The sequence below is a fragment of the Saccharothrix sp. 6-C genome, assembly GCF_016695385.1.
In the GTDB taxonomy this organism is placed as follows: Bacteria; Actinomycetota; Actinomycetes; order Mycobacteriales; family Pseudonocardiaceae; genus Actinosynnema; species Actinosynnema texasense.
The window spans coordinates 4,720,917-4,740,089 of the sequence record NZ_CP064192.1 but is presented as its reverse complement, the minus strand read 5'-3'; the positions used below and the strand labels follow the sequence as shown (position 1 = coordinate 4,740,089).

The following is a 19,173-nucleotide window of genomic DNA, read 5'->3' as shown; positions in this document are numbered from 1 at the left end:
AACCCCAGGTTCTCCCCGGACGTGGCCCACCCGGGGTGACGCGCACACGACGTGCACCGTGGCGCGACGAGGCGCCGCCGCTCTTCGGAGGAGGTCGTCCGTGAACCGCTCCGGTTTGAGCGCGGCGCTCGCCGTGACGCTGACCGCGGTGCTCGCCACCGCGCCCGCGTCCGCCGACACCGGCCGGATCCCGTGTCCCGCACGGCTGCCGGCGGACGCGACCTGCTACGGCGGGCAGGACGCCGACGGCGCGTTCCACGCGTTCGCGATCCCGGCGGACTGGAACGGCTCGCTGGTCGTGCACGCGCACGGCGGCCCCGACCTGGGCGCGCCGACCGCGCAGCGCCCCGCCGAGGACCTGGACCGCTGGGCGGTGGTGGTGCGGGAGGGTTTCGCGCTGGCGGGCTCGTCCTACCGGCGCGGCGGCTACGGCACCCGGATGGGCGCCGAGGACACCGAGAACGCGCGGAAGGTGTTCGGGCAGCGGTTCGGCCGGCCGCACAAGACGTTCCTGCACGGCGAGTCGTGGGGCGGGAACGTGGCCGCCAAGACCATCGAGATCTACGACTCCTACGACGCCGCGCTGCTCACCAGCGGCGTGCTCGCGGGCGGGTCGCGCGGCTACGACTACCGCGTCGACCTGCGCGTGGTCTACCAGTACTACTGCGGCAACCACCCGCGCCGGGACGAACCGCAGTACCCGTTGTGGATGGGGCTGCGCGCCGACTCGACGATGACCGGCGCGGGGCTGCTCGCCCGGCTCCAGGAGTGCACGGGCCACCAGTCGCCGCCCGCCGAGCGCAGCGCGCTGCAACAGCGCAACCTGGACGACATCCTCGCCGTCACCAAGGTCCCCGAAAGCGCGCTCGCGTCGCACCTCACCTTCGCCACGTTCACGTTCCGCGACATCGTGCACCACCGGCTCGGCGGGCGGAACCCGTTCGGCAACAGGGGAGTGCGGTACACCGGTTCGCACGACGACGAGGCGTTGAACGCGGGCGTCGAGCGGTTCAGCGCCACGCCGTCGGCCGTGCGGGACCTGTCCTACGACAGCGACCCGACCGGCGCGGTGTCGATCCCGGTGATCACCGTGCACGCGATCGGCGACCCCACGGCGTTCGTGGAGCACGAGGCGGCGTACCGGGCGAGCCGGGTCGGCGCGGGCACGGAGGGGAACCTCGTGCAGGCGTTCACCTCGGAGGACGAGCACAGCGCGCTCAGCGACGCCGAGCACGCCACCGCGTTGCGGGCGCTCGTGACGTGGGAGAGCACCGGCCGCAAGCCCACGCCCGCGTCGATCGCCGCCGACTGCCCGGCCGCCGACGCGCGGTACGGCACGGGCTGCTTCTTCGACCCCGCCTACCGGCCCGCGCCCTACTCGGCGAAGGTGCGCCCGCGTCCCGGCGGCACCCGGTGGCCGGCGATGACGGCCCGGCAGGAATGGCTCTGGGGGCGACTGGGCCAAGTGGGTATCGCTCCCTAGGTCGCGCCTCCCCGAAGCAACGCGGTGGCTCTCCGAGGTGTCCTGATCACTGAGGGCGGTGGCGGTCGGCGAGGCACCGCCGCGGTGAGGGGAGTTCACATGTCCCGCAGGACCAGGGCACCACTCGCGTCGGGGCTGTTCGCGGCGGTCGTGATGGTCGCCGCCGCCATCCCGGCCGCGGCCGGGCCGCCGCAGCGGGCCGCCGGGCCGCCGGTCGGGGCGTCACCGGAGGGGACGGTCACGCTGCTGACCGGTGACGTCGTCACCGTCCACGGGAGCCGCGCCCACGTGCGCCCCGGTCCCGGACGTGCCGACGTGCGGTTCGCGCAACGCCTGGACGAGCACGGCGACCTGCACGTGCTGCCGACCGACGTGCTGGGCGACGTGCGGTCCGGGGTGCTGGACGATCGGCTGTTCGACGTCACCGCCCTGATCCGGGCCGGCTACGACGACCGCTCGACCCGCGTCACGCCGCTGATCGTGACGTCGACCGGCCCGGTCGTGGCCGGTGAGCCGCTGCCCAGCATCGGCGGGTACGCGGTCAAGGCGCCGAAGGACGGCGCGTTCTGGGCGGGCGCGCGTGCCGCGGGGGTGGCGAAGGTGTGGCTGGACGGTCCGGTCCACGCCACGCTCGACCGCAGCGTCCCGCAGATCGGCGCGCCGCGGGCCTGGCAGTCCGGGCACACCGGCGCGGGCGCGAAGGTCGCCGTCCTGGACACCGGCGTCGACCCGACCCACCCGGACCTCGCGGGGGCCGTCGTGGAGTCGCGCGACTTCATCGGCAGCCCCGACGCGGACGACCACGTCGGCCACGGCACGCACGTCGCCGCCACCATCACCGGCTCCGGCCGCTACCAGGGCGTGGCGCCGGACAGCGCGGTGCTCAACGGCAAGGTGCTCGACGACCACGGCGGCGGCTACGAGTCCGACATCATCGCGGGCATGGAGTGGGCCGTGGCGGCGGGCGCCGACGTGGTCAACATGAGCCTGGGCAGCTCGATGCGCACCGACGGCACCGACCCGATGTCGCAGGCCGTCAACCGGCTCACCGGCGCCGGCGCGCTGTTCGTCGTCTCGGCGGGCAACAGCGGTCCGTCCGAGCAGAGCATCGGCAGCCCGGCCGCGGCCGACCTGGCGCTCACCGTCGGCGCGGTGGACCGGTCGGACGGGCTCGCGGAGTTCTCCTCGCGCGGACCGCGCTGGGTCGACGACGCGATCAAGCCGGACATCACCGCGCCGGGCGTGGACATCGTCGCCGCCAAGGCGCGGAACGGCCGCATCGGCACGCCCGCCGGCGACGCGCACGTGGCGCTGTCGGGCACGTCGATGAGCTCGCCGCACGTGGCGGGCGCGGCGGCGATCCTCGCCGCCCAGCACCCGGACTGGCCGCCCGCGCGGATCAAGGGCGCCCTCATGGCGAGCGCGAAGCCCAACCCCGACCTGACCGTGCACGAGCAGGGCGCGGGCCGGGTCGACGTGGCCGCGGCCGTCACGCAGTCGCTGACCGTCGAACCCGCGTCGCTGAGCCTGGGCGTGACCCGGTGGCCGCACACCGACGACCAGCCGATCCGGCGCGAGATCACCTACCGCAACGCCGGCACGAGCCCGGTGACGCTGACGCCGACCGCCGACCTGCGCGACCCGGAGGGCGACCCCGCGCCCGCCGGCATGGTCGAGGTCTCGCCGGCGTCGCTCACCCTCCCGGCGGGTGGCGAGGCCGCCGTCGTCGTCACCGTCGACACCTCGCAGGCCTCGCCGGACGGCCGGTACGGCGGCGCCGTGGTGGCCACCGGCGGCGCCACGCCGCTGCGCACCCCGATCGGCGTCACCAAGGAGGTCGAGAGCTACGACGTGAAGATGACGTTCCTCGACCACACCGGCACGCCGACGCCGGAGTACTTCTTCCGGTTCGTCGACATGTCCCGACCCAAGGCGTACCTGGGCCACGACCCGTCCGGCACGGTCGTGGCACGCCTGCCCAAGGGCACGTTCTACGTCGACGCGTTCATCCAGACCCAGGAGACGTGGCAGCTGACCCAGGTGCTGGAGCCGAGCGTCACCGTCACCGGTCCCGCCGAGTTCGTGTTCGACGCCCGCGCGGGCAAGCCGCTCGCACTGTCGGTGGACGAGCCGGGCGCGGAGGCCGGCTACACCGAGGTGTTCTTCAGGCGCACGGCGTCCTGGGGCCAGACGGGCAACGGCTTCATCGGGTTCCGGCCGGACGACGTGCTGTTCGCGCCCTCCGCGACGACCGCGCCCGGCGCGGCGACCTTCGAGGTCGCGGGCCGGTTGGCCCAGCCGGACGGCGGCGGGACCTTCGTCGGCAGCCCGTACCAGTACTCGGTCTCGTGGCGGCACGACGGCGCGGTGCCCGAACGGCTCGACCACGCCTTCCACCGCCGTGACCTGGTGAAGGTCAAGTCGTTGAGCTCCTCGGCCGGACCGGGCACGACCGGGTTCCGCGACCGGATGGCGGGCGGCCCGCTGCCGCTGGAGATCACCGAGTACTACACGCCGGGCGTCGACTGGTACGGCGACTTCCTGCAGATGCCGGAACCGCAGGCGTTCCCGCCGCAGAGCTCGCAGGGGACCGCGCGACCGCGCCGGTTCACCACGGGCCGCACGGTGTCCGAGAAGTGGAACGCGGCCGTGTTCGGTCCGGCGTTCCCGGCCGGGCCCCGCGCGGACGAGTGGGCCGGGCGGCTCGGCGACGAGCTGTCGGTCTCGGCCCCGATGTTCTCCGACCAGGACCCGAACCACTTCGGGTTCTCCGACGTCACGGCGGCGAAGACCACGCTGCACCGGGACGGCGTGCTGCTCGCCGAGTCGCCCCGCGACGGCTACGTGACGGCCGTCGTGCCCGCGGGCAAGGGCGCCTACCGGGTGCGCACCGAGGCGGAGCGGTCCGGCGTGGCCGAGCTGTCCACGCGCGTGGTGGCCGACTGGTCGTTCACCTCGGAGCACGTCCCCGGCGCGGAACCGGCGGCGCTGCCGCTGCTCGCGGTGCGGTTCGCGCCGTCGTTGGACGCGCGGAACCGGGCGGCGGCCGGGCGGCCGTTCACCCTTCCGGTGTACGTGCAGCGCAACGGCGAGACCGGGGCCGGCGGCGTGGCCAAGCCCGCCGTGCAGGTGTCGTTCGACGACGGCACGACGTGGCGGCCCGCGCCGCTGGTCAAGGTCGGTCAGCGGTGGCTCGCGGCGGTCGTCCACCCGGCCGGCGCGAAGTTCGTCTCGCTCAAGGCCCAGGCGCGCGACGCCGCGGGCAACGCGGTCGACCAGACGATCATCCGGGCCTACGGGCTGAGGTGACCGGCCCCCGGACGCGCCCGGTCACCGGCCGGGCGCGTCCAGCGGGTTGCCCGCCACCCGCTCCGCCCAGCCGTCGCGCATCAGCTCGGCGGCGGCGCAGCGCGGTTTGCGCTCGGCCTGCGCCTCGGCCCGGTCCAGGAACGCGTCGACGAACCCGAGCCGCGGGTAGCGGGTCACGACGTCGTCCTTGACCCGTTCGGCGAACCGGTCCAGCCCGCGTCCCGACACGTCGGCGCCGACCGCGACCTGCAGCAGGTGGCTCTCCGGGTCCTCGTCGGCGGGCACGTCGGCGCGCATGTGCCGCACGATGACCTCCGCCAGCCGGTCCCGCCGCACCCGCCCCCACCCGGCGCCGGCCGCGAACACCCACGCCACGTGCGCGCCGGCCTCCTCGAACGGCAGCGTGTGGCTGTCGAACGGCGGGGTGAGCGCGAGGTCGTGCAGCAGCGCGGCGACGTACAGCAGCTCGCCGTCGTGGGCGATGTCCACCACGGCCGCGTGCGCGGCGGCCAGCGAGTAGGCCCGCAACGAGTGGTTCAGCAGCCACGGCTCGGTGTACTCGTGGCAGACCTCGAGCGCGGCGGCGGCGGCCTTCGAGTCGGGCCGGGTGAAGATGAAGTCCACGTCGTGCAGCCTACGAGCAGGTGCGCCCGCCGGGGTCGCTACGACACGACGCCGTCGGCGACCAGGCCCGCCCAGATGGCCTCGCCGACCGCGGCCACCGCCGACTGGGGCCGGATCATCACGGTGAACGTGCCGATCCGGCCGTCCTCGTCCAGTTCGATCAGGTCGATGCCCTCGACCTGCTTGCCGTTCACCACCGTGCGGAAGTGCAGGACGTGGCCGGTCGGGCCGTCGTACCGGCCGACGTACCGGAAGTCCTCGAACGTCCGCTGGAGCACGCCGAACAGGGCGCGCACGGTGTCGATCCCCTCGAACGGCCGGAACTTCACCGGGCTGTGCAGCGTGATGTCGTCGCTGAAGAACGCGGTCGCGCCGACGATGTCGCCCGCCTCGACCGCCGCCTTGAACCGCAGTGCCGCGTTCATCCGTGTGCCTCCTGGTCAGATCGTGGCCGCGAGCCGCGTGCCCTGGTCGATGGCGCGTTTGGCGTCGAGCTCGGCGGCGACGTCCGCGCCGCCGATGACGTGCGTGACGACACCGCGCCCGGTGAGCGCGTCCACGAGGTCGCGCACCGGTTCCTGGCCCGCGCACACGACGACCGTGTCCACGTCCAGCACCTGCGGCCGTTCGCGCTTGGGCCCGAACGTGATGTGCAGGCCGGCGTCGTCGATCCGCTCGTAGTTCACCCCGGTCAGCTGCTCGACGCCCTTGGCCGCCAGCGCCGCCCGGTGCACCCAGCCCGTGGTCTTGCCGAGGCCCTTGCCGATCCGGGACGCCTTGCGCTGCAGGAGGTACACCTGGCGCGCGGGCTCGGCGGGCTTGGGCGCGGTGACGCCGCCGCGCACCAGCTCGGGGTCGGTGACACCCCACTCGGCACGCCACTCGGCCACGTCCAGGGCGGGGGAGGAGGCGTGGGTCAGGAACTCGGCCACGTCCACCCCGATCCCGCCCGCGCCGATCACCGCGACCCGATCGCCGACCGGCGCGCCGTGGCGGACGACGTCCACGTAGGACAGGGCGCGTTCGACGCCCGGGATGGCGGGCAGGCGCGGCGCGACGCCGGTGGCGACGACGACCTCGTCGAACCCGGCCACGTCGTCGGCGGTGACCTTCGCGCCGAGGTGCAGCGTCACCCCGGTCAGCTCGACGCGCCGCCGGAAGTAGCGGATCGTCTCGGCGAACTCCTCCTTGCCCGGGATGCGGCGGGCGATGGCGAACTGGCCGCCGATGTCGTCGTCGGCCTCGAACAGCTCGACCTCGTGCCCCCGCTCGGCCAGCGCGGTCGCCGCCGCGAGCCCCGCCGGACCCGCACCGACCACCGCGACCCGCTTGACGCGGCGGGTCGGCAGCAGCCGCAGCGTGGTCTCGTTGCCCGCCCGCGGGTTGACCATGCAGGTCGCCTTCTTCAACGAGAACGTGTGGTCCAGGCACGCCTGGTTGCACGCGATGCACGTGTTGATCTCGTCGGCGCGGCCGGTCTCGGCCTTGCGCACCCAGTCCGGGTCGGCCAGGAACGGTCGGGCCATCGACACCATGTCCGCGTCGCCGCGCGCCAGCACCTCCTCGGCGACCTCCGGCATGTTGATCCGGTTCGACGTGACCACGGGGATGCCGACGTGCGGGCGCAGCTTGGCGGTGACGTTCGTGAACGCCGCGCGCGGCACGGACGTGACGATGGTCGGCACCCGCGCCTCGTGCCAGCCGATGCCGGTGTTGATGATCGTCGCGCCGGCCGCCTCGACCTCCTGGCCGAGGGCGACCACCTCGTCCCACGTCTGGCCGTCCTCGACCAGGTCGATCATCGACAGCCGGTAGACGATGACGAAGTCCGGACCCGCCGCCTCCCGGCAGCGGCGCACGACCTCGACCGCGACGCGCCGCCGGTTCTCCGCGCTGCCGCCCCAGCGGTCGGTGCGCTTGTTCGTGCGCGGCGCGAGGAACTGGTTGATGAAGTAGCCCTCGGAGCCCATGATCTCGATGCCGTCGTAGCCCGCCTCCCGGGCCAGTGCGGTGGCCCGGGCGAACGCGTCGACCTGCGCCCGCACGCCCCGGTCGGACAGCGCCCGCGGGCGGAACTTGGCGATCGGGGCCTTGAGGGCCGACGCGGACACGCTGAACGGGTGGTAGGCGTACCGGCCGGCGTGCAGCAGCTGGAGGGCGATCTTGCCGTCGTGCTCGTGCACGGCCTGCGTGATGACGCGGTGGTCGCGCGCCTCGCGGTGCGTGGTGAGCTTGGAGGCGAACGGGTAGAGCGAGCCCGCCCGGTTGGGTGAGAAGCCGCCGGTGACGATGAGGCCGACGCCGCCGCGCGCCCGTTCGGCGAAGTAGGCGGCCAGCGCGTCGAAGTCCTTGGCGCGGTCCTCGTTGCCGGTGTGCATGGAGCCCATGAGGACCCGGTTGCGCAGGGTCGTGAAGCCCAGGTCCAGGGGCTTGAGCAGGGTGGGGTAGGCGGTCATCGCCGGTCGTCCTCTCGCATCGCGGCCAGCACCTCGTCGCACCACTCGACCAGCGCCCGCTCGGCCCGGACACCGCCGCGCAGGACCAGGTACTGGTGCAGCCGCCGACCGGACAGGGCCGACGGGTCCGGGAAGTCCTTCTTCTCGATGGCGAGGTAGACGTCGAGGCGCTCGGCGTGCAGGTCGCGGTGCCGGGCGACCTCGCCGACCAACGCCGTCGCGTCGCCCGCCGACGCGCCGCGGACCTTGACCGACAGCTCGTGCCGGATCGTCTCCGGCTCGCCGGGCGAGGCCAGCCAGCGGGCGAGCTCCGCGCGGCCGGCGTCGGCGACCTCGTACACCTTCTTGTCCGGGCGGCCGTCCTGGGCGACCTCGGCGCACGACACCCAGCCCAGCTCCACCATGCGCTTGAGCGTGCGGTAGATCTGCTGGTGGGTGGCGGCCCAGAAGAAGCCGATGGACTTCTCGAACCGCTGGGCCAGCTCGTAGCCCGAGCCCGAGCGCTCGTCCAGCGACACGAGGATCGCGTGCTCCAACGCCATGCGGTGACCGTAGCTGTGCAACAAGGTGCAGTGCAACTAGTTGCATAGGTGAGTCGTTGTCGGTCCCGCTCGCTATCCTCCGCGCCATCGTCGATTGGGCCGTTCGGCCCAGTACTCGAGGGGTGGAATATGGCGGACGGGTTCTTCACCGACCGGCAAGGGCGGGTCAGGCCGATCAGGGGCGGCAAACGCGGTGCGGGGCCGGTCGTGGCCGGGGTGGTCGCACTGGGCATCTTCGCCGCCGGTGGGGGCGTCGGCACGGTGGGCGCCGGAGCGGGCGCGGTGGCGGAGGCGGGGGCTTCCCAGGTCGGTGTCGGCTCCGTGCGGCTGGGCGGTTCCCCGGGGCAGCTGCGGGCGCGCAAGGGCGAGGGGCGCAAGGCCGCGCGGAACGAGGGTCCGGAAGGCGCGTGGCGGCGCATGGGCCTGCGGCAGGTCAAGCGGACGGTCAAGCAGCAGGCCGAGTGCCTCGCGGTCTCGTTCGGCCGGGTCCGCGAGTTCTTCACCACCCACCGCTGCACCTACGTGGAGCGGGTGCTGTTCGCGGTGGCCGACGAGGCGGGCAACACCGCGGCGGTCTCGGTGGCGTGGGTCGGCACGTCGAGCGCCGGTGACGCGCGCCGGTTCCTCGACGTCGTGGACGTGCAGGGCAGCGGCGACATCACCCCGCTGGGCGGACCGCTGCTGGACCTGGGCGAGATCACCTTCACCGGGTTGCGCTACGGCAGCGACCGCGACGGCGCGGCCGTCACGATCGCGGAGGCCGAGAACGCGCTCGGCGGGCAGTTCGACCACGACTCCCTCGACGCGATCGCCGAGGTGGCCGCCTACCTGCCCCGCCTGCCCTGAACCGATGAGGGCCGGGCCGGCGAGGGCAGGGCCGGGGGGGGGGGGCGGCCGGGGGGGGGGGGGGGCCCCCCCCCCCACGACTCACTCCTCGCCGTGCCCGGCCCGCAGCTCGCGGCGTGCCCGGTGGCGGTCGCGACGCCGGTCCTCCCGGCGCATCCGGCGCCACTCCCGGTGGCTGCCCTTGGTGTCACGCCAGATCGGGTGGCGCGCCGTGCCGCCCCAGTGGCACCCGGCCGCGCGACGGGCCGGCGCCGCGTTGTCGGCGGTGACCGCCTCCGGCAGCGTGCACACCCCCGACCGGTGGTCGTGGACCGGCACGCAGGTCACCATCGGCGCCTCGGCCAGCCGCACCCACCAGGGCCGGGTCTTGTCGGTCCTGCTCATACGGTCACCTTTCGGCTCCGTGACGCCCCGGGATGGGGCTGTCATGGGACCGGGTGCACCGTGATCACCTCCGACGTCGACGTGCCGGATCCACCGTACCCGGCGGCGGTGCGGCGCAGGGTGCCGCGCCGCCGCCCGGCGTGCCGGCGACTAGAACTGCAGGGACCAGCCGTTGAGCCGGCCGGTGTCGGCGGACGCGACGTCCTGCACGCGCAGCTTCCACGTGCCGTTGGCGACCTCGGCGGACGCGTTCACCGTGTACGTCGTCACGAGGTCGTTCGCGCTGTCGTTGCTCGACGTCTTCACCCGGTACGCCGAGCCGTCCGGCGCGACGAGGTCGATCACCAGGTCGCCCCGGTAGGTGTGGGTGATGTCCACGCCCACCGCCAGCGCCGACGGCGCGTTGCCCGCGACCCCGGACACGGTGATCGGGCTCTCGACCGTGGTCAGGTCGGGGATGGTCACGTCCGCGGGGTTCTCGAACCGCGGTCCGGGCGGGTTGCCGCCGGAGCCGGCCAGCGTCCACAGGGTGTAGGCGATGGCGTCGCTGTTGCGGTCCAGCGCGGTCACGTCGACGTTGCCGATCGTGTCGCACGAGCGGTGGTAGCAGCGGTCGAAGGCGACGCCCGCCGTGCCGCCCCACTTCTGCGCCTGCGCGGCGGTCTTGGTGACCTCGGCGCCGGTGAACGTGCCGCCGACCGGGATGCCCGCCCTGGCGAACGCCGCGTGGTCGGACCGGCCGCCGACCGACGTCAGCTCGGTCGGCACGCTGAACGCCGCCTGGAGCGTCTGCTGCAGCAGCAACGACCCGGTCGGCTGGCCGGAGGCGCTGTAGACGAAGTAGCCGGGGTTCGGCGAGCCGATCATGTCGAAGTTCAGGTACGCCTTGATCCTCGACCGCTCGGCCGTCGGCAGGTTGTTCACGTAGTACGTGGAGCCGACCAGGCCCAGCTCCTCCGCGCCCCACCAGCCGAACCGGAGGTGCTTGGTCGGCGCGAGGCCTTCGCGGGCCACGGTCAGGGCGACCTCGAGCAGGCCCGCCGAGCCGGTGCCGTTGTCGTTGATGCCCGGACCGGCGCTCACGCTGTCCAGGTGGCCGCCGAGCATCAGCACGTCGTCCGGGTTGCCGCCCGGCCAGTCCGCGATCAGGTTGTACCCGGTCGCGCCGCTGCTGGTGAACTGCTGCACGGACGTCTGGTACCCGGCGGCGTCGAGCTTCGCCTTGACGTGGTTGACCGACGCCAGGTAGCCGGGCCTGCCGTGCGCCCGGTTGCCGCCGTTGTCGGTGGCGATGGCCTGCAGGTCGTTCAGGTGCGCTTGGACGTTGGCCACCGGGATGTCCGGCACGGCCCGCCCGCTCACCGGGGCCGCGGTGGCGACGGGTGGGCTCGACAGGGCGGCGGCGAGCAACAGCGCGCTCGCCAACGGGGTCGTCCTTCTGAGGGACATGGCTGCCTCCGCAGGGTGTAGGGAAAGCCACGCACGAGCGTGCGGGCTGTGCCATCCCCGCGCCAGCGCCTTTCGTCGTGGCACGTTCGGACGCAGACCAGGTAGTTCTGTAGCTTCGATTACTTCAGTGCGGACAAAATTCAGTCATCGCGGTCCGAGGTCGGGGTCCGGGGCGCGCGGCACGGGAGCCCGAGGGCTACTGCTGGGCGCGTTGAGCGCGGGCCCGTCGCTTGCCCTCGTGCATCGCCTGGACGCGGGCCACCGGGATGGTGTGGCCTTCGGCGACGAGGTCGTCCGGGAGCTGCTGCGGCGCGGGCATCCGCGAGTGCCACGGGTCGCCGTCGCCGAGCAGCGCGGGCGCGGTCTTCACGGTGAAGTCGGCGGGCGTCACGGAGCCGAGGTCGTCCCAGTCCACGGGGAACGACACGGTGGCTCCCGGCCGGATCCGGGGGCTGTACGCGGCGGCCACGGTCGAGCCGTAGGCCCGCGTCGAGTCGAGGAACACGCGCCCGCCCCGGTCGTCCTTGATGAACGCGGTGGTCGCCAGCTCCGGGTCCAGCCGCTCGGCCCGCGCCGCCAAGGCCCGGGTCGCGGCGGCCACGTCGTGGTCGACGCCCGTCACGGGCACGAACACGTGCACGCCCTTGGACCCGCTGGTCTTCACCAGGCCGGACAGCCCGTCCTCGGCCAGCGCCCGCCGCACGAGCCCGGCCGCCGCCACGACCACGTCGAAGCCCGCCCCCTCCGGCGGGTCGAGGTCGAGCACCAGGTAGTCGGGTCGCTCGAACGCGCCGGCCGGCGCCAGCGTGACGTGGTACTCCACCGCGCGCTGGTTGGCGAACCACAGCAGCGTGCGCCGGTCCTCGCACAGCGCGTACCGGATCTCCCGCTTGGACGTCTCCGCCCACAGCGTCACGGTCCGCATCCACGACGGCGTGTACTTCGGCAGGTTCTTCTGGGTGAACGGCTCCTGGCCCGGTCGCACCCGCACCACCGACAGCGGTCGCCCGGCCAGGGCCGGGATGATCCGGTCGCGCACCGCGTCGAGGTAGTCGACGAGGTCGCCCTTGGTCGCGTCGGCGCCGTCGAACAACGGCTGGTCGAGGTTGGTCAGCGCCACGCCGTCCCGCTCTTCACCCATCGCACCACCCTTGCGGTTGACCGTGCCGCAGGCAAGCGGGACACGGCCCGCCCCCACCGGGGAGCGGGCCGTGTCCCGTGTCCGATCAGGCGGGGAGCCGCCAGACCTGGTTGGAGGCCGCGAAGCAGTCCCAGATCTGGAGTCGGGTGCCGTCGGCCGAGCTGGGGCCGGTGGCGTCGAGGCAGCGGCCCGAGGCGGGGTTGCGCAGCGTGCCGTCGGAGGCGGCCTGCCACTTCTGCGCGCCCGTGCCGTTGCAGTCCCAGAGCTGGACGACGGTGCCGTTGGCGGTGGCGGCGCCCGCCACGTCCAGGCACTTGCCCAGGGCGCGCAGCGAGCCGTCACCGGAGACGGTCCAGTTCTGCGCGGTCGTGCCGTTGCACGTCCAGAGCTGGATCGCGGTGCCGTTGGCGGAGGACGCACTGGCCACGTCGACGCACTTGCCGGCGATGCCGGTGATGGGACCGGTGCGGCCGGGCGGGGTGGTGCCGCCCATGACGGTGTCGTAGATGGCGCTGAGCAGGGAGGTGCTGCCGGTGGTGTCCTGCGACAGCTCCCAGTTCATCACGCCGCCCGCGTTGGCCATGGCCCACTGGGTCTTGCGCTTGATCGTGGGCACGCCGTTGTAGCACTGCTGCACGCCGCTGACGGTGACGCAGTCGCGGTTGGCGTTGGCCGGGTCCATGGCGACCAGCTGCGCGTAGGTGTAGTAGTTCGGCCGGCTGTAGAACGGCACGCCGAGCACGGCCTTGGCGGCGGGCAGGCCGCGTGACTTCCAGTAGTTGACCGTGCCGATGGACCAGTCGTAGTTGGCGTGCGGGCTGCCGCCGTCGTAGGCCATGATGTTGAGCCAGTCGACCTGGCCGAACACGGCGGTCTGGACGCCTTCCGCGGTGCCGCCGCCGGACACGACCGCGGCGGTGAGGAGCTTGCCCCGGCTGTGCATGGCGGTGCTGAGCTGTCCCATGAGGGCGGTGAAGTTGTTGGCCGACGCGCCGGGGTCGGGGTACTCCCAGTCGATGTCGACGCCGTCGAGGTTGTACTGGTTGACCGCGCCGACGACGGCGTTGACGAACGTGGTGCGGCTGGTGGCGTTGGCGGCCAGGGCTTCGAACGCCGAGTCGTTGCCGTCGTTCCAGCCGCCGATGGCGAGGGAGACGCGCACGCCGTTGTTGTGCGCCAGGGTGACCAGGGACGAGAGCTTGCCCGGGTCGGGGATGGCCTGGAGGGTGCCGTTGGCGTTGGGCAGGGCGAACGCGTAGTTGATGTGGGTGAGCTTGGTGTACTGGACGGCGTTGACGCTGCCGGCCCACGACGGCAGGTAGCCGACGCTCTTGAAGCCGTTGGGCAGGACGGTGGCCTGGGCCGCGGGCGCGGTGGCGACGGCCACCGCGAGGCCGGCCGCGACCGTGGCGAGGGCGAGGCCCGCGGCGCCCCACCGGGTGGTGCGCCGTGATGGTGCAGGGGACTGCATGGACGTGGTCCTTTCACAGGGGTGCCCATGGCGTCGTTCGCGTGCGGGCGGCGGAGGGAGCCGCACGGTCGTGGACGCGGTCGGGGAAAGGTCTGGCAGCCGGGGCCGACCTTACTAGCGCACTTGATTCAAGTCACGATAAAAGTCGGGTGGTCTGACGATCGCGAGTTGTCGCAGGCGGGAGGGGTCGGCGATGACGTCGTAGGCGGCGATCCGGTCGACCCGGACGGTGACGGTGAGGACGAGCCGGAGCCGGCCGGCCGGTGCGACCACGATGCCGACGCGTCCGTCCACGAGGGCCGGTTCGGCGTGGCGCGCGTTGGCGGCGAGCAGGACGGTCTCGGCGGCGACCGCGTGCGCGCCGCGGACCTCGGTCGCCGCGCCGGGTGGCAGGGCGGCGGGGTCGGCGCGGCGGACGACGTCGGGGTCGAGCACGGCGAGCAGCGCGTCGAAGTCGCCGGCGCGCGCGGCGGCGAGGAACGCGTCCACGACGTGGCGGTGGCGGGTGGGCTCGGCGCCGGGGAGGCCGGTGGCGGCGCGGACCTTGTGCCGGGCGCGGCTGGCGAGCTTCTTGGTGGTGGCCGGGCTGCGGCCGACGATCGGCGCGATCCGCTCGAACGGCACGGCGAAGGTGTCGTGCAGGACGAACGCGACGCGTTCGGCGGGTGCGAGCGCGTCGAGGACGACGAGCAGCGCCCGTCCGACCGAGTCGGCCAGCACCGCCTCGGTCTCGGGGTCGTCGTCGGCGGGCCGGTCGGGCACCCGGTCGACGACGTCCTCGCGGCGGGAGCGGCGGTGGCGGAGCACGTCCAGGCAGACGCGGGAGACGACGGTGCGCAGCCAGGCGGCGAGGTCGTCGATCCCGTCGGCGTCGACCCGGCCCAGCCGCAGCCAGGTCTCCTGGACGGCGTCCTCGGCCTCGGGCAGGGAGCCCAGCATCCGGTGGGCGACCGCGCGCAGGTGGCCGCGGTGCGCCTCGAATCGGTCCGCCAAGTCGTCGCGCATCGGTCCCCTCCCGGTCGTCTGCCCGGTAGACGAACGGGAGCGGTGAAAGGTGACGGGCTCGACCGGCCGCCGCCGACGTGGTAACCAGAGGTCGACTCACGGCCGCCGCCGGAGATCGAGGAGAGCTGTCGCATGGGTAAGCGCCTGGTGGCGGTGGGCGTCGTGCTCGCCTTCCTGGTGGGAGTGCCGGCCGGTCCGGCTGGGGCGGTCGGCGCGGAGCTGTCGGCCGCGTTCAGCCGGTCGTCGGTGTGGAGCACGGGGTACGGCGGGCAGGTCGTGGTGGCCAACGCCGGCGACGTGGAGAGCAGCGGCTGGGTGGTGGAGTTCGACCTGCCGCCGGGGTCGTCGGTGGCCAACGCGTGGAGTTCCGCGCTCACCCGGGACGGGCAGCACTACCGGTTCGCGAACGCGGGGTTCAACGGCCGCGTCAGCCCCGGCGGCACGGTGAGCTTCGGGTTCACCGTCTCCGGCCTCGGGCTGCCGACCGGCTGCACGGTGGCCGGCGTGCCGTGCGAGGGCGGCGGTCCGGTTCCCGACACGTCGGCCCCCACCGCGCCCGCGGGTCCGCGGGTGACGGGCGTGACGGCGACCTCGGTGTCGTTGGCGTGGGGCGCGTCGAGCGACGACGTGGGCGTCGCCGACTACCAGGTGCTGCGCGGCTCGACCGCGGTGGCGTCGGCGACGTCCACCGCGGTGACCGTCGGCGGCCTGCTGCCGAGCACCGCCTACGCGTTCACCGTGCGGGCGCGTGACGCGGCGGGCAACGTCTCCGGCGCGAGCGCCGAGGTCGCCGTCACCACCGGCGCGGGCGGGTCCGCGGTGGACGTCGCCACGACGGCGCAGCTCCAGGCGGCGCTGGCCGCCGCCGTGCCGGGGCAGGCGATCCGGATGGCCGCCGGCGTGTACCGGGGTGCGTTCGTGATCACCCGGCCGGGCACGGCCGCCGCTCCCGTCACGCTCACCGGCCCGGCGGACGCGGTGCTGGTCAACGACGGCCCGTCGGGGTCCGCGCCGAGCTGCCCGACGCCGACGCCGGGCTGGGATCCCGGGTACGGGCTGTGGCTGCACGACGCGCCGCACTGGAACCTGGTCGGGTTCACCGTGCGGGAGTCGAAGAAGGGCATCGTCGTCGACAACTCGCACCACACCGTGATCGACCACGTGCGGGTGCACCACGTGGACGAGGAGGCCGTGCACTTCCGGCGGTCGTCGGCGGACGGCGTGCTGCGCGATTCCGCGATCAGCCACACGGGACTGGCGCAGCCCGGCTACGGCGAGGCCGTTTACCTCGGGTCGGCCAATTCGAACTGGGCCTGCCACGGCAATTCCGGCGGCGTGGATCGCAGCGACCGGGTGCAGGTGCTGGGCAATCGCATCGGGCCGGGTGTCGCGGCCGAGCACGTGGACGTCAAGGAAGGCACGTTCGACGGGGTGATCCGGGGCAACACGTTCGACGGGACGGGGATCTCGGGCCAGAACTCGGCCGACTCGTGGGTCGACGTGAAGGGCGTCGGTTACACGATCGAGGGCAACACCGGCACGTTCGCCGCGCCGGGCACGTTCGCCAACGGCTACGAGACGCACAACCCGGCGACCACGCCGTCGTTCCCCAACGGGTGCGGCACCGTGTGGCGGGACAACCGCTCCGACCTCGGCGGCGTCGGCCAGTACGCGATCCGGATCACCTCGACGTCGAAGTGCGCCGGCGCGCCGAACGTGGTGCACGCGTCGAACACCGCGACGGGGGCGGTGAACGGCCTCACGAACATCCCGGTGACCCCGTGAGGGGCGGCCGGAAACGCATTTGCCGACACCGTTTCTAATGGTCGCGCGGACCTTTAGGTTAGGCTCCCCTCAATGTTTTCGTGTTGCGGCGGCGGGTGGTCGGTGGCACCGTCCCGGTAAGGAGAAGTGCAGCCCAGAGGAGCGGTCATGACCACCACGGAAATGCCGGCCGTCAACTCGTGCACCGTCACGGGTTGTTCCTACAACCACGACGGTTGTCACGCTTTCGCGATCACCGTGAACGGTGCCAACGGCGCGGCCGACTGCGGAACGTTCATCCCCCTCGCCCGGAAGGGCGGCCTGTCGAAGGTCGTCGCGCAGGTGGGCGCCTGCTCGCGCACCGACTGCGTCCACAACTCCGACCTGGAGTGCACCGCGTCCGGTGTGCGGGTCGGCCCCGGTCAGGGCGACCACGCCGCCAACTGCCTCACCTACACCAGGGCGACGGGCGCGGCGAGCCCGACGGTGTCCTGAGGGCCGCGCACGACCGCCGCCGGCCGGTCAGCACCCCTCAGAGCTGACCGACCGGCGGGCGGGACGGCGTCTCAGCGCCGTCGGCGGTGGTGCCGTGCGACCACGAGCGAGGCGGCCAGCAGCACCAGGTTCTTCACCACGAACTCACCGGTGACGTCGAGCAGCAGCGGGTTGCCGTCGCGGAACGCCGTCGCGGGCTGCACCACCAGCACCAGGAACGTGCCGAGCAGGTGCAGCGCCGTCAGCGCCGCGACCAGCCGCACCCGGACCGCCAGGATCAGCGCGGTCCCGGCCAGCACCTCGACCACGCCGACGGCCGGCACGAACCAGGACGCGGGCAGGAACGGCACGGTGCCGGCGACCAGGTCGCGCACCGGGGACGCGCCCGCGACCTTCAACGCCCCGAACCACAGGAACACCACGCCCAGGGCGATCCGCAGCAGCGGAACGCTCCGGTCGAGCAGCCCGTCCACCGCGCGTGACGCCGCGTCGAGCACCGTCGGGCGCGCGGGCCGCGCGCGGTCGGTCTTCGGAACATCGGTCAGCTCCTCGGTCATCCGCCGTTCCCCCCTCGTCGTCGTTCCGGTCAGGCGCCGGACCGGCGGGCCGCGGTGAGCGTGTCGCCCAGCGACCGCAGCCGCGTGTCGGTCCGCCGGACCTGCTCGGCGACCACGTCCAGCGCCCGGTCCAGGTGCGGGCGCACGGTCGCGGACCAGTCCACGCCCGCCGCCCGGTCGCGGGCCTCCCGCGTCGGCTCCGGGAACGCCGCGGCCACCGCGTACACGACCGCGCCGAGCACCGCGTCCAGCACCAGCTCCGGCAGCAGCGACATCACCAGGTTCGGCAGGTGCCCCGCCTCCTCGTCACCCGATCGCGGCTGCCAAGGGTCCAGCTGGGGCCGGACCGTCTCCCACAGGCCCGCGTCGACCGCGCCCACCCCGTACCGGCCGGCCCACTGCAACGCGTCCGCCCTGGTGACGGTGGCCGCCAGCACCTGCCGGGCGTCCACGCCGATCCGCAGCAGCTCCGCCAGGTCCAAGTCCTCCGGCGTGCTCATCAGCGCCGGCCGCAGGTCCATCGCCACCTGGTGGTGCCAGCGCGTCGCCCACACCGCGCGCCACCACATGGCCTCCTGGGTGGCGGGGCGCGACAGCCACACCGCGATGTTGTGGAAGTACGCCTTGATGTCCTCGTACGCGGCGCGGCCCGACTCGGAGGCGGCGAACCCGACGCTCTTGACCGGGTCGTTCGGCACGGTCGGGTCGCCGACCAGGTTGACGTTGAAGAAGTGGTGCCAGGTGGCGTCCACCGTCACCCGGCCCACGCCGACCTGGTGCCCGTCGTACGCGCCGATCGCGCCGAACGTGCCCGCGTCCAGCCGCCCCTTGCGCGGGTCGCGGTCCGCGGCCCGGGCGTTGAGCGTCGACCACGCCACGACCTCCGGCGCGAGGCCCGCCGGGTACTCGGTCGTCTCGTACCCGTCGAAGGTGAACGACCTGGTCAGGTCGTCCGGCACGTAGCACTCGCCCTCGTGCGGGTGGTCCGGCAGCACGCGGATCGTGCCGCGCGGCCCGGACAGCAGCGGGTGCGGGTAGCCCTGGTGCGCCCACTTCGGCGAGTCCGACGTCGCGTACATCCGCGGCGTGATGACCTGCGGGACGTCGTCGGACTGGTCGTTGAGCTCGAACAGCGGGTCGTGGCCCTCCGACAGCGTGTCGTTGCGGTCGGGCCCGTCGATCGACGGCGCGACCGGCTCGCCGAGGGGGCCGGGCTCCGGCCAGTGCCACTTGCGCATGCTCCGCACGCGCGGCAGGTCGCCGCACATGGACACGCCCAGGTCCTCGTGGTCGCCGGTGGCGAACACGCCGCCGCCGCCGTCCATGAACTCCGCCAACGCCCGCAGCTCGGTCTGGTCCAACGGCGGCCGGGGCGCGCGGGCCACGCCGAACAGCCAGACCTGGTCGTACCGGCCCAGGTCGTGCCCGTCGAACCGGAACCCCGCGATGTCCGCGGACAACGCCGGCAGGTTCTCCTCGCGGTGCGCCCGCGTCACCTCGAACCGGACCCACGGCCCGGGCGGCGTCGACAGCACGTCCACGAGCGTGGACAGGCCGAAGTCGGCGCGGTCGAAGCTCGCCGTCCCGTCGGTCACCACCAGGACGCGGACGGCGGCCGGTTCGGCCAGGACGGACGTGCTCGGCATG

16 protein-coding genes are annotated in these 19,173 nt (G+C 73.5%); 5 read left to right on the top strand and 11 right to left on the bottom strand.

The genetic code is table 11. The features are described 5' to 3' along the window. Positions 1 to 100: 100 nt before the first annotated feature. Entirely contained in the window at positions 101 to 1,483 is a 1,383-nt protein-coding gene (locus tag IOD16_RS19745; RefSeq protein ID WP_201435598.1) for a hypothetical protein, read from the top strand. Between the two features lie 99 nt (positions 1,484 to 1,582). Continuing rightward, a complete protein-coding gene (locus IOD16_RS19740; RefSeq protein WP_201435597.1) occupies positions 1,583 to 4,792 on the top strand; it encodes a S8 family serine peptidase in 3,210 nt (1,069 codons plus the stop codon). Between the two features lie 21 nt (positions 4,793 to 4,813). Here IOD16_RS19740 and IOD16_RS19735 read toward each other — a convergent pair whose 3' ends face one another. Genes IOD16_RS19735 through IOD16_RS19720 form a run of 4 tightly spaced genes read right to left on the bottom strand, consistent with a single transcriptional unit; the run spans position 4,814 to position 8,414 of the window. Continuing rightward, on the bottom strand, positions 4,814 to 5,416 hold the full coding sequence (locus IOD16_RS19735) for an HD domain-containing protein (protein ID WP_236594225.1): 603 nt from the start codon (positions 5,414 to 5,416) through the stop codon (positions 4,814 to 4,816). Positions 5,417 to 5,454: 38 nt separating this feature from the next. Beyond that, positions 5,455 to 5,841, bottom strand: coding sequence for a nuclear transport factor 2 family protein (locus IOD16_RS19730; protein ID WP_201435596.1), 387 nt, complete (start codon positions 5,839 to 5,841; stop codon positions 5,455 to 5,457). A gap of 15 nt (positions 5,842 to 5,856) precedes the next feature. Further along, positions 5,857 to 7,872, bottom strand: a complete 2,016-nt coding sequence (locus IOD16_RS19725) for an NADPH-dependent 2,4-dienoyl-CoA reductase (RefSeq protein ID WP_123747567.1) — start codon at positions 7,870 to 7,872, stop codon at positions 5,857 to 5,859. Then, the gene (locus tag IOD16_RS19720) at positions 7,869 to 8,414 is read right to left on the bottom strand and encodes a PadR family transcriptional regulator (RefSeq protein WP_201435595.1); all 546 of its coding nucleotides are present in this window, start codon (positions 8,412 to 8,414) and stop codon (positions 7,869 to 7,871) included. Before IOD16_RS19720 ends, IOD16_RS19725 begins: the two co-directional genes overlap by 4 nt. 129 nt (positions 8,415 to 8,543) lie before the next feature. Here IOD16_RS19720 and IOD16_RS19715 point away from each other — a divergent pair, with 129 nt between their 5' ends. Beyond that, positions 8,544 to 9,260: a hypothetical protein gene (locus IOD16_RS19715; protein WP_201435594.1), complete on the top strand. Its 717-nt coding sequence runs from the start codon at positions 8,544 to 8,546 to the stop codon at positions 9,258 to 9,260. Between the two features lie 81 nt (positions 9,261 to 9,341). Here the strand turns inward: IOD16_RS19715 and IOD16_RS19710 are convergent, their stop codons facing one another. The 5 genes from IOD16_RS19710 to IOD16_RS19690 form a co-directional block, all read right to left on the bottom strand. Continuing rightward, positions 9,342 to 9,644, bottom strand: coding sequence for a hypothetical protein (locus tag IOD16_RS19710; protein ID WP_201435593.1), 303 nt, complete (start codon positions 9,642 to 9,644; stop codon positions 9,342 to 9,344). A gap of 150 nt (positions 9,645 to 9,794) precedes the next feature. Then, on the bottom strand, positions 9,795 to 11,093 hold the full coding sequence (locus IOD16_RS19705; RefSeq protein ID WP_201435592.1) for a M28 family metallopeptidase: 1,299 nt from the start codon (positions 11,091 to 11,093) through the stop codon (positions 9,795 to 9,797). A 196-nt stretch (positions 11,094 to 11,289) separates the two neighbouring features. Then, positions 11,290 to 12,234 carry a DNA polymerase domain-containing protein gene (locus IOD16_RS19700; RefSeq protein ID WP_123747572.1) on the bottom strand — a complete coding sequence of 315 codons (945 nt, stop codon included), beginning with the start codon at positions 12,232 to 12,234 and terminating at the stop codon, positions 11,290 to 11,292. An 85-nt stretch (positions 12,235 to 12,319) separates the two neighbouring features. After that, complete coding sequence (locus IOD16_RS40445) at positions 12,320 to 13,705, bottom strand: glycosyl hydrolase family 18 protein (RefSeq protein ID WP_236594224.1); 1,386 nt, start codon at positions 13,703 to 13,705, stop codon at positions 12,320 to 12,322. A gap of 114 nt (positions 13,706 to 13,819) precedes the next feature. Continuing rightward, the gene (locus IOD16_RS19690; protein ID WP_201435591.1) at positions 13,820 to 14,710 is read right to left on the bottom strand and encodes a sigma-70 family RNA polymerase sigma factor; all 891 of its coding nucleotides are present in this window, start codon (positions 14,708 to 14,710) and stop codon (positions 13,820 to 13,822) included. Between the two features lie 132 nt (positions 14,711 to 14,842). On the opposite strand from IOD16_RS19690, the gene IOD16_RS19685 reads away from it, so the two are divergent. Both IOD16_RS19685 and IOD16_RS19680 read left to right on the top strand, forming a co-directional pair. After that, positions 14,843 to 16,495, top strand: coding sequence for a cellulose binding domain-containing protein (locus IOD16_RS19685; protein ID WP_201435590.1), 1,653 nt, complete (start codon positions 14,843 to 14,845; stop codon positions 16,493 to 16,495). Between the two features lie 147 nt (positions 16,496 to 16,642). After that, positions 16,643 to 16,969 carry a DUF1540 domain-containing protein gene (locus tag IOD16_RS19680; RefSeq protein WP_123747576.1) on the top strand — a complete coding sequence of 109 codons (327 nt, stop codon included), beginning with the start codon at positions 16,643 to 16,645 and terminating at the stop codon, positions 16,967 to 16,969. A gap of 71 nt (positions 16,970 to 17,040) precedes the next feature. Here IOD16_RS19680 and IOD16_RS19675 read toward each other — a convergent pair whose 3' ends face one another. Together IOD16_RS19675 and IOD16_RS19670 are read right to left on the bottom strand one after the other, a co-directional pair. Further along, positions 17,041 to 17,526 (bottom strand): DoxX family protein, encoded by a 486-nt coding sequence (locus IOD16_RS19675; protein ID WP_201435589.1) that lies wholly within the window; start codon positions 17,524 to 17,526, stop codon positions 17,041 to 17,043. Positions 17,527 to 17,555: 29 nt separating this feature from the next. Next, entirely contained in the window at positions 17,556 to 19,172 is a 1,617-nt protein-coding gene (locus IOD16_RS19670; protein ID WP_201435588.1) for a hypothetical protein, read from the bottom strand. Position 19,173 lies beyond the last annotated feature (1 nt).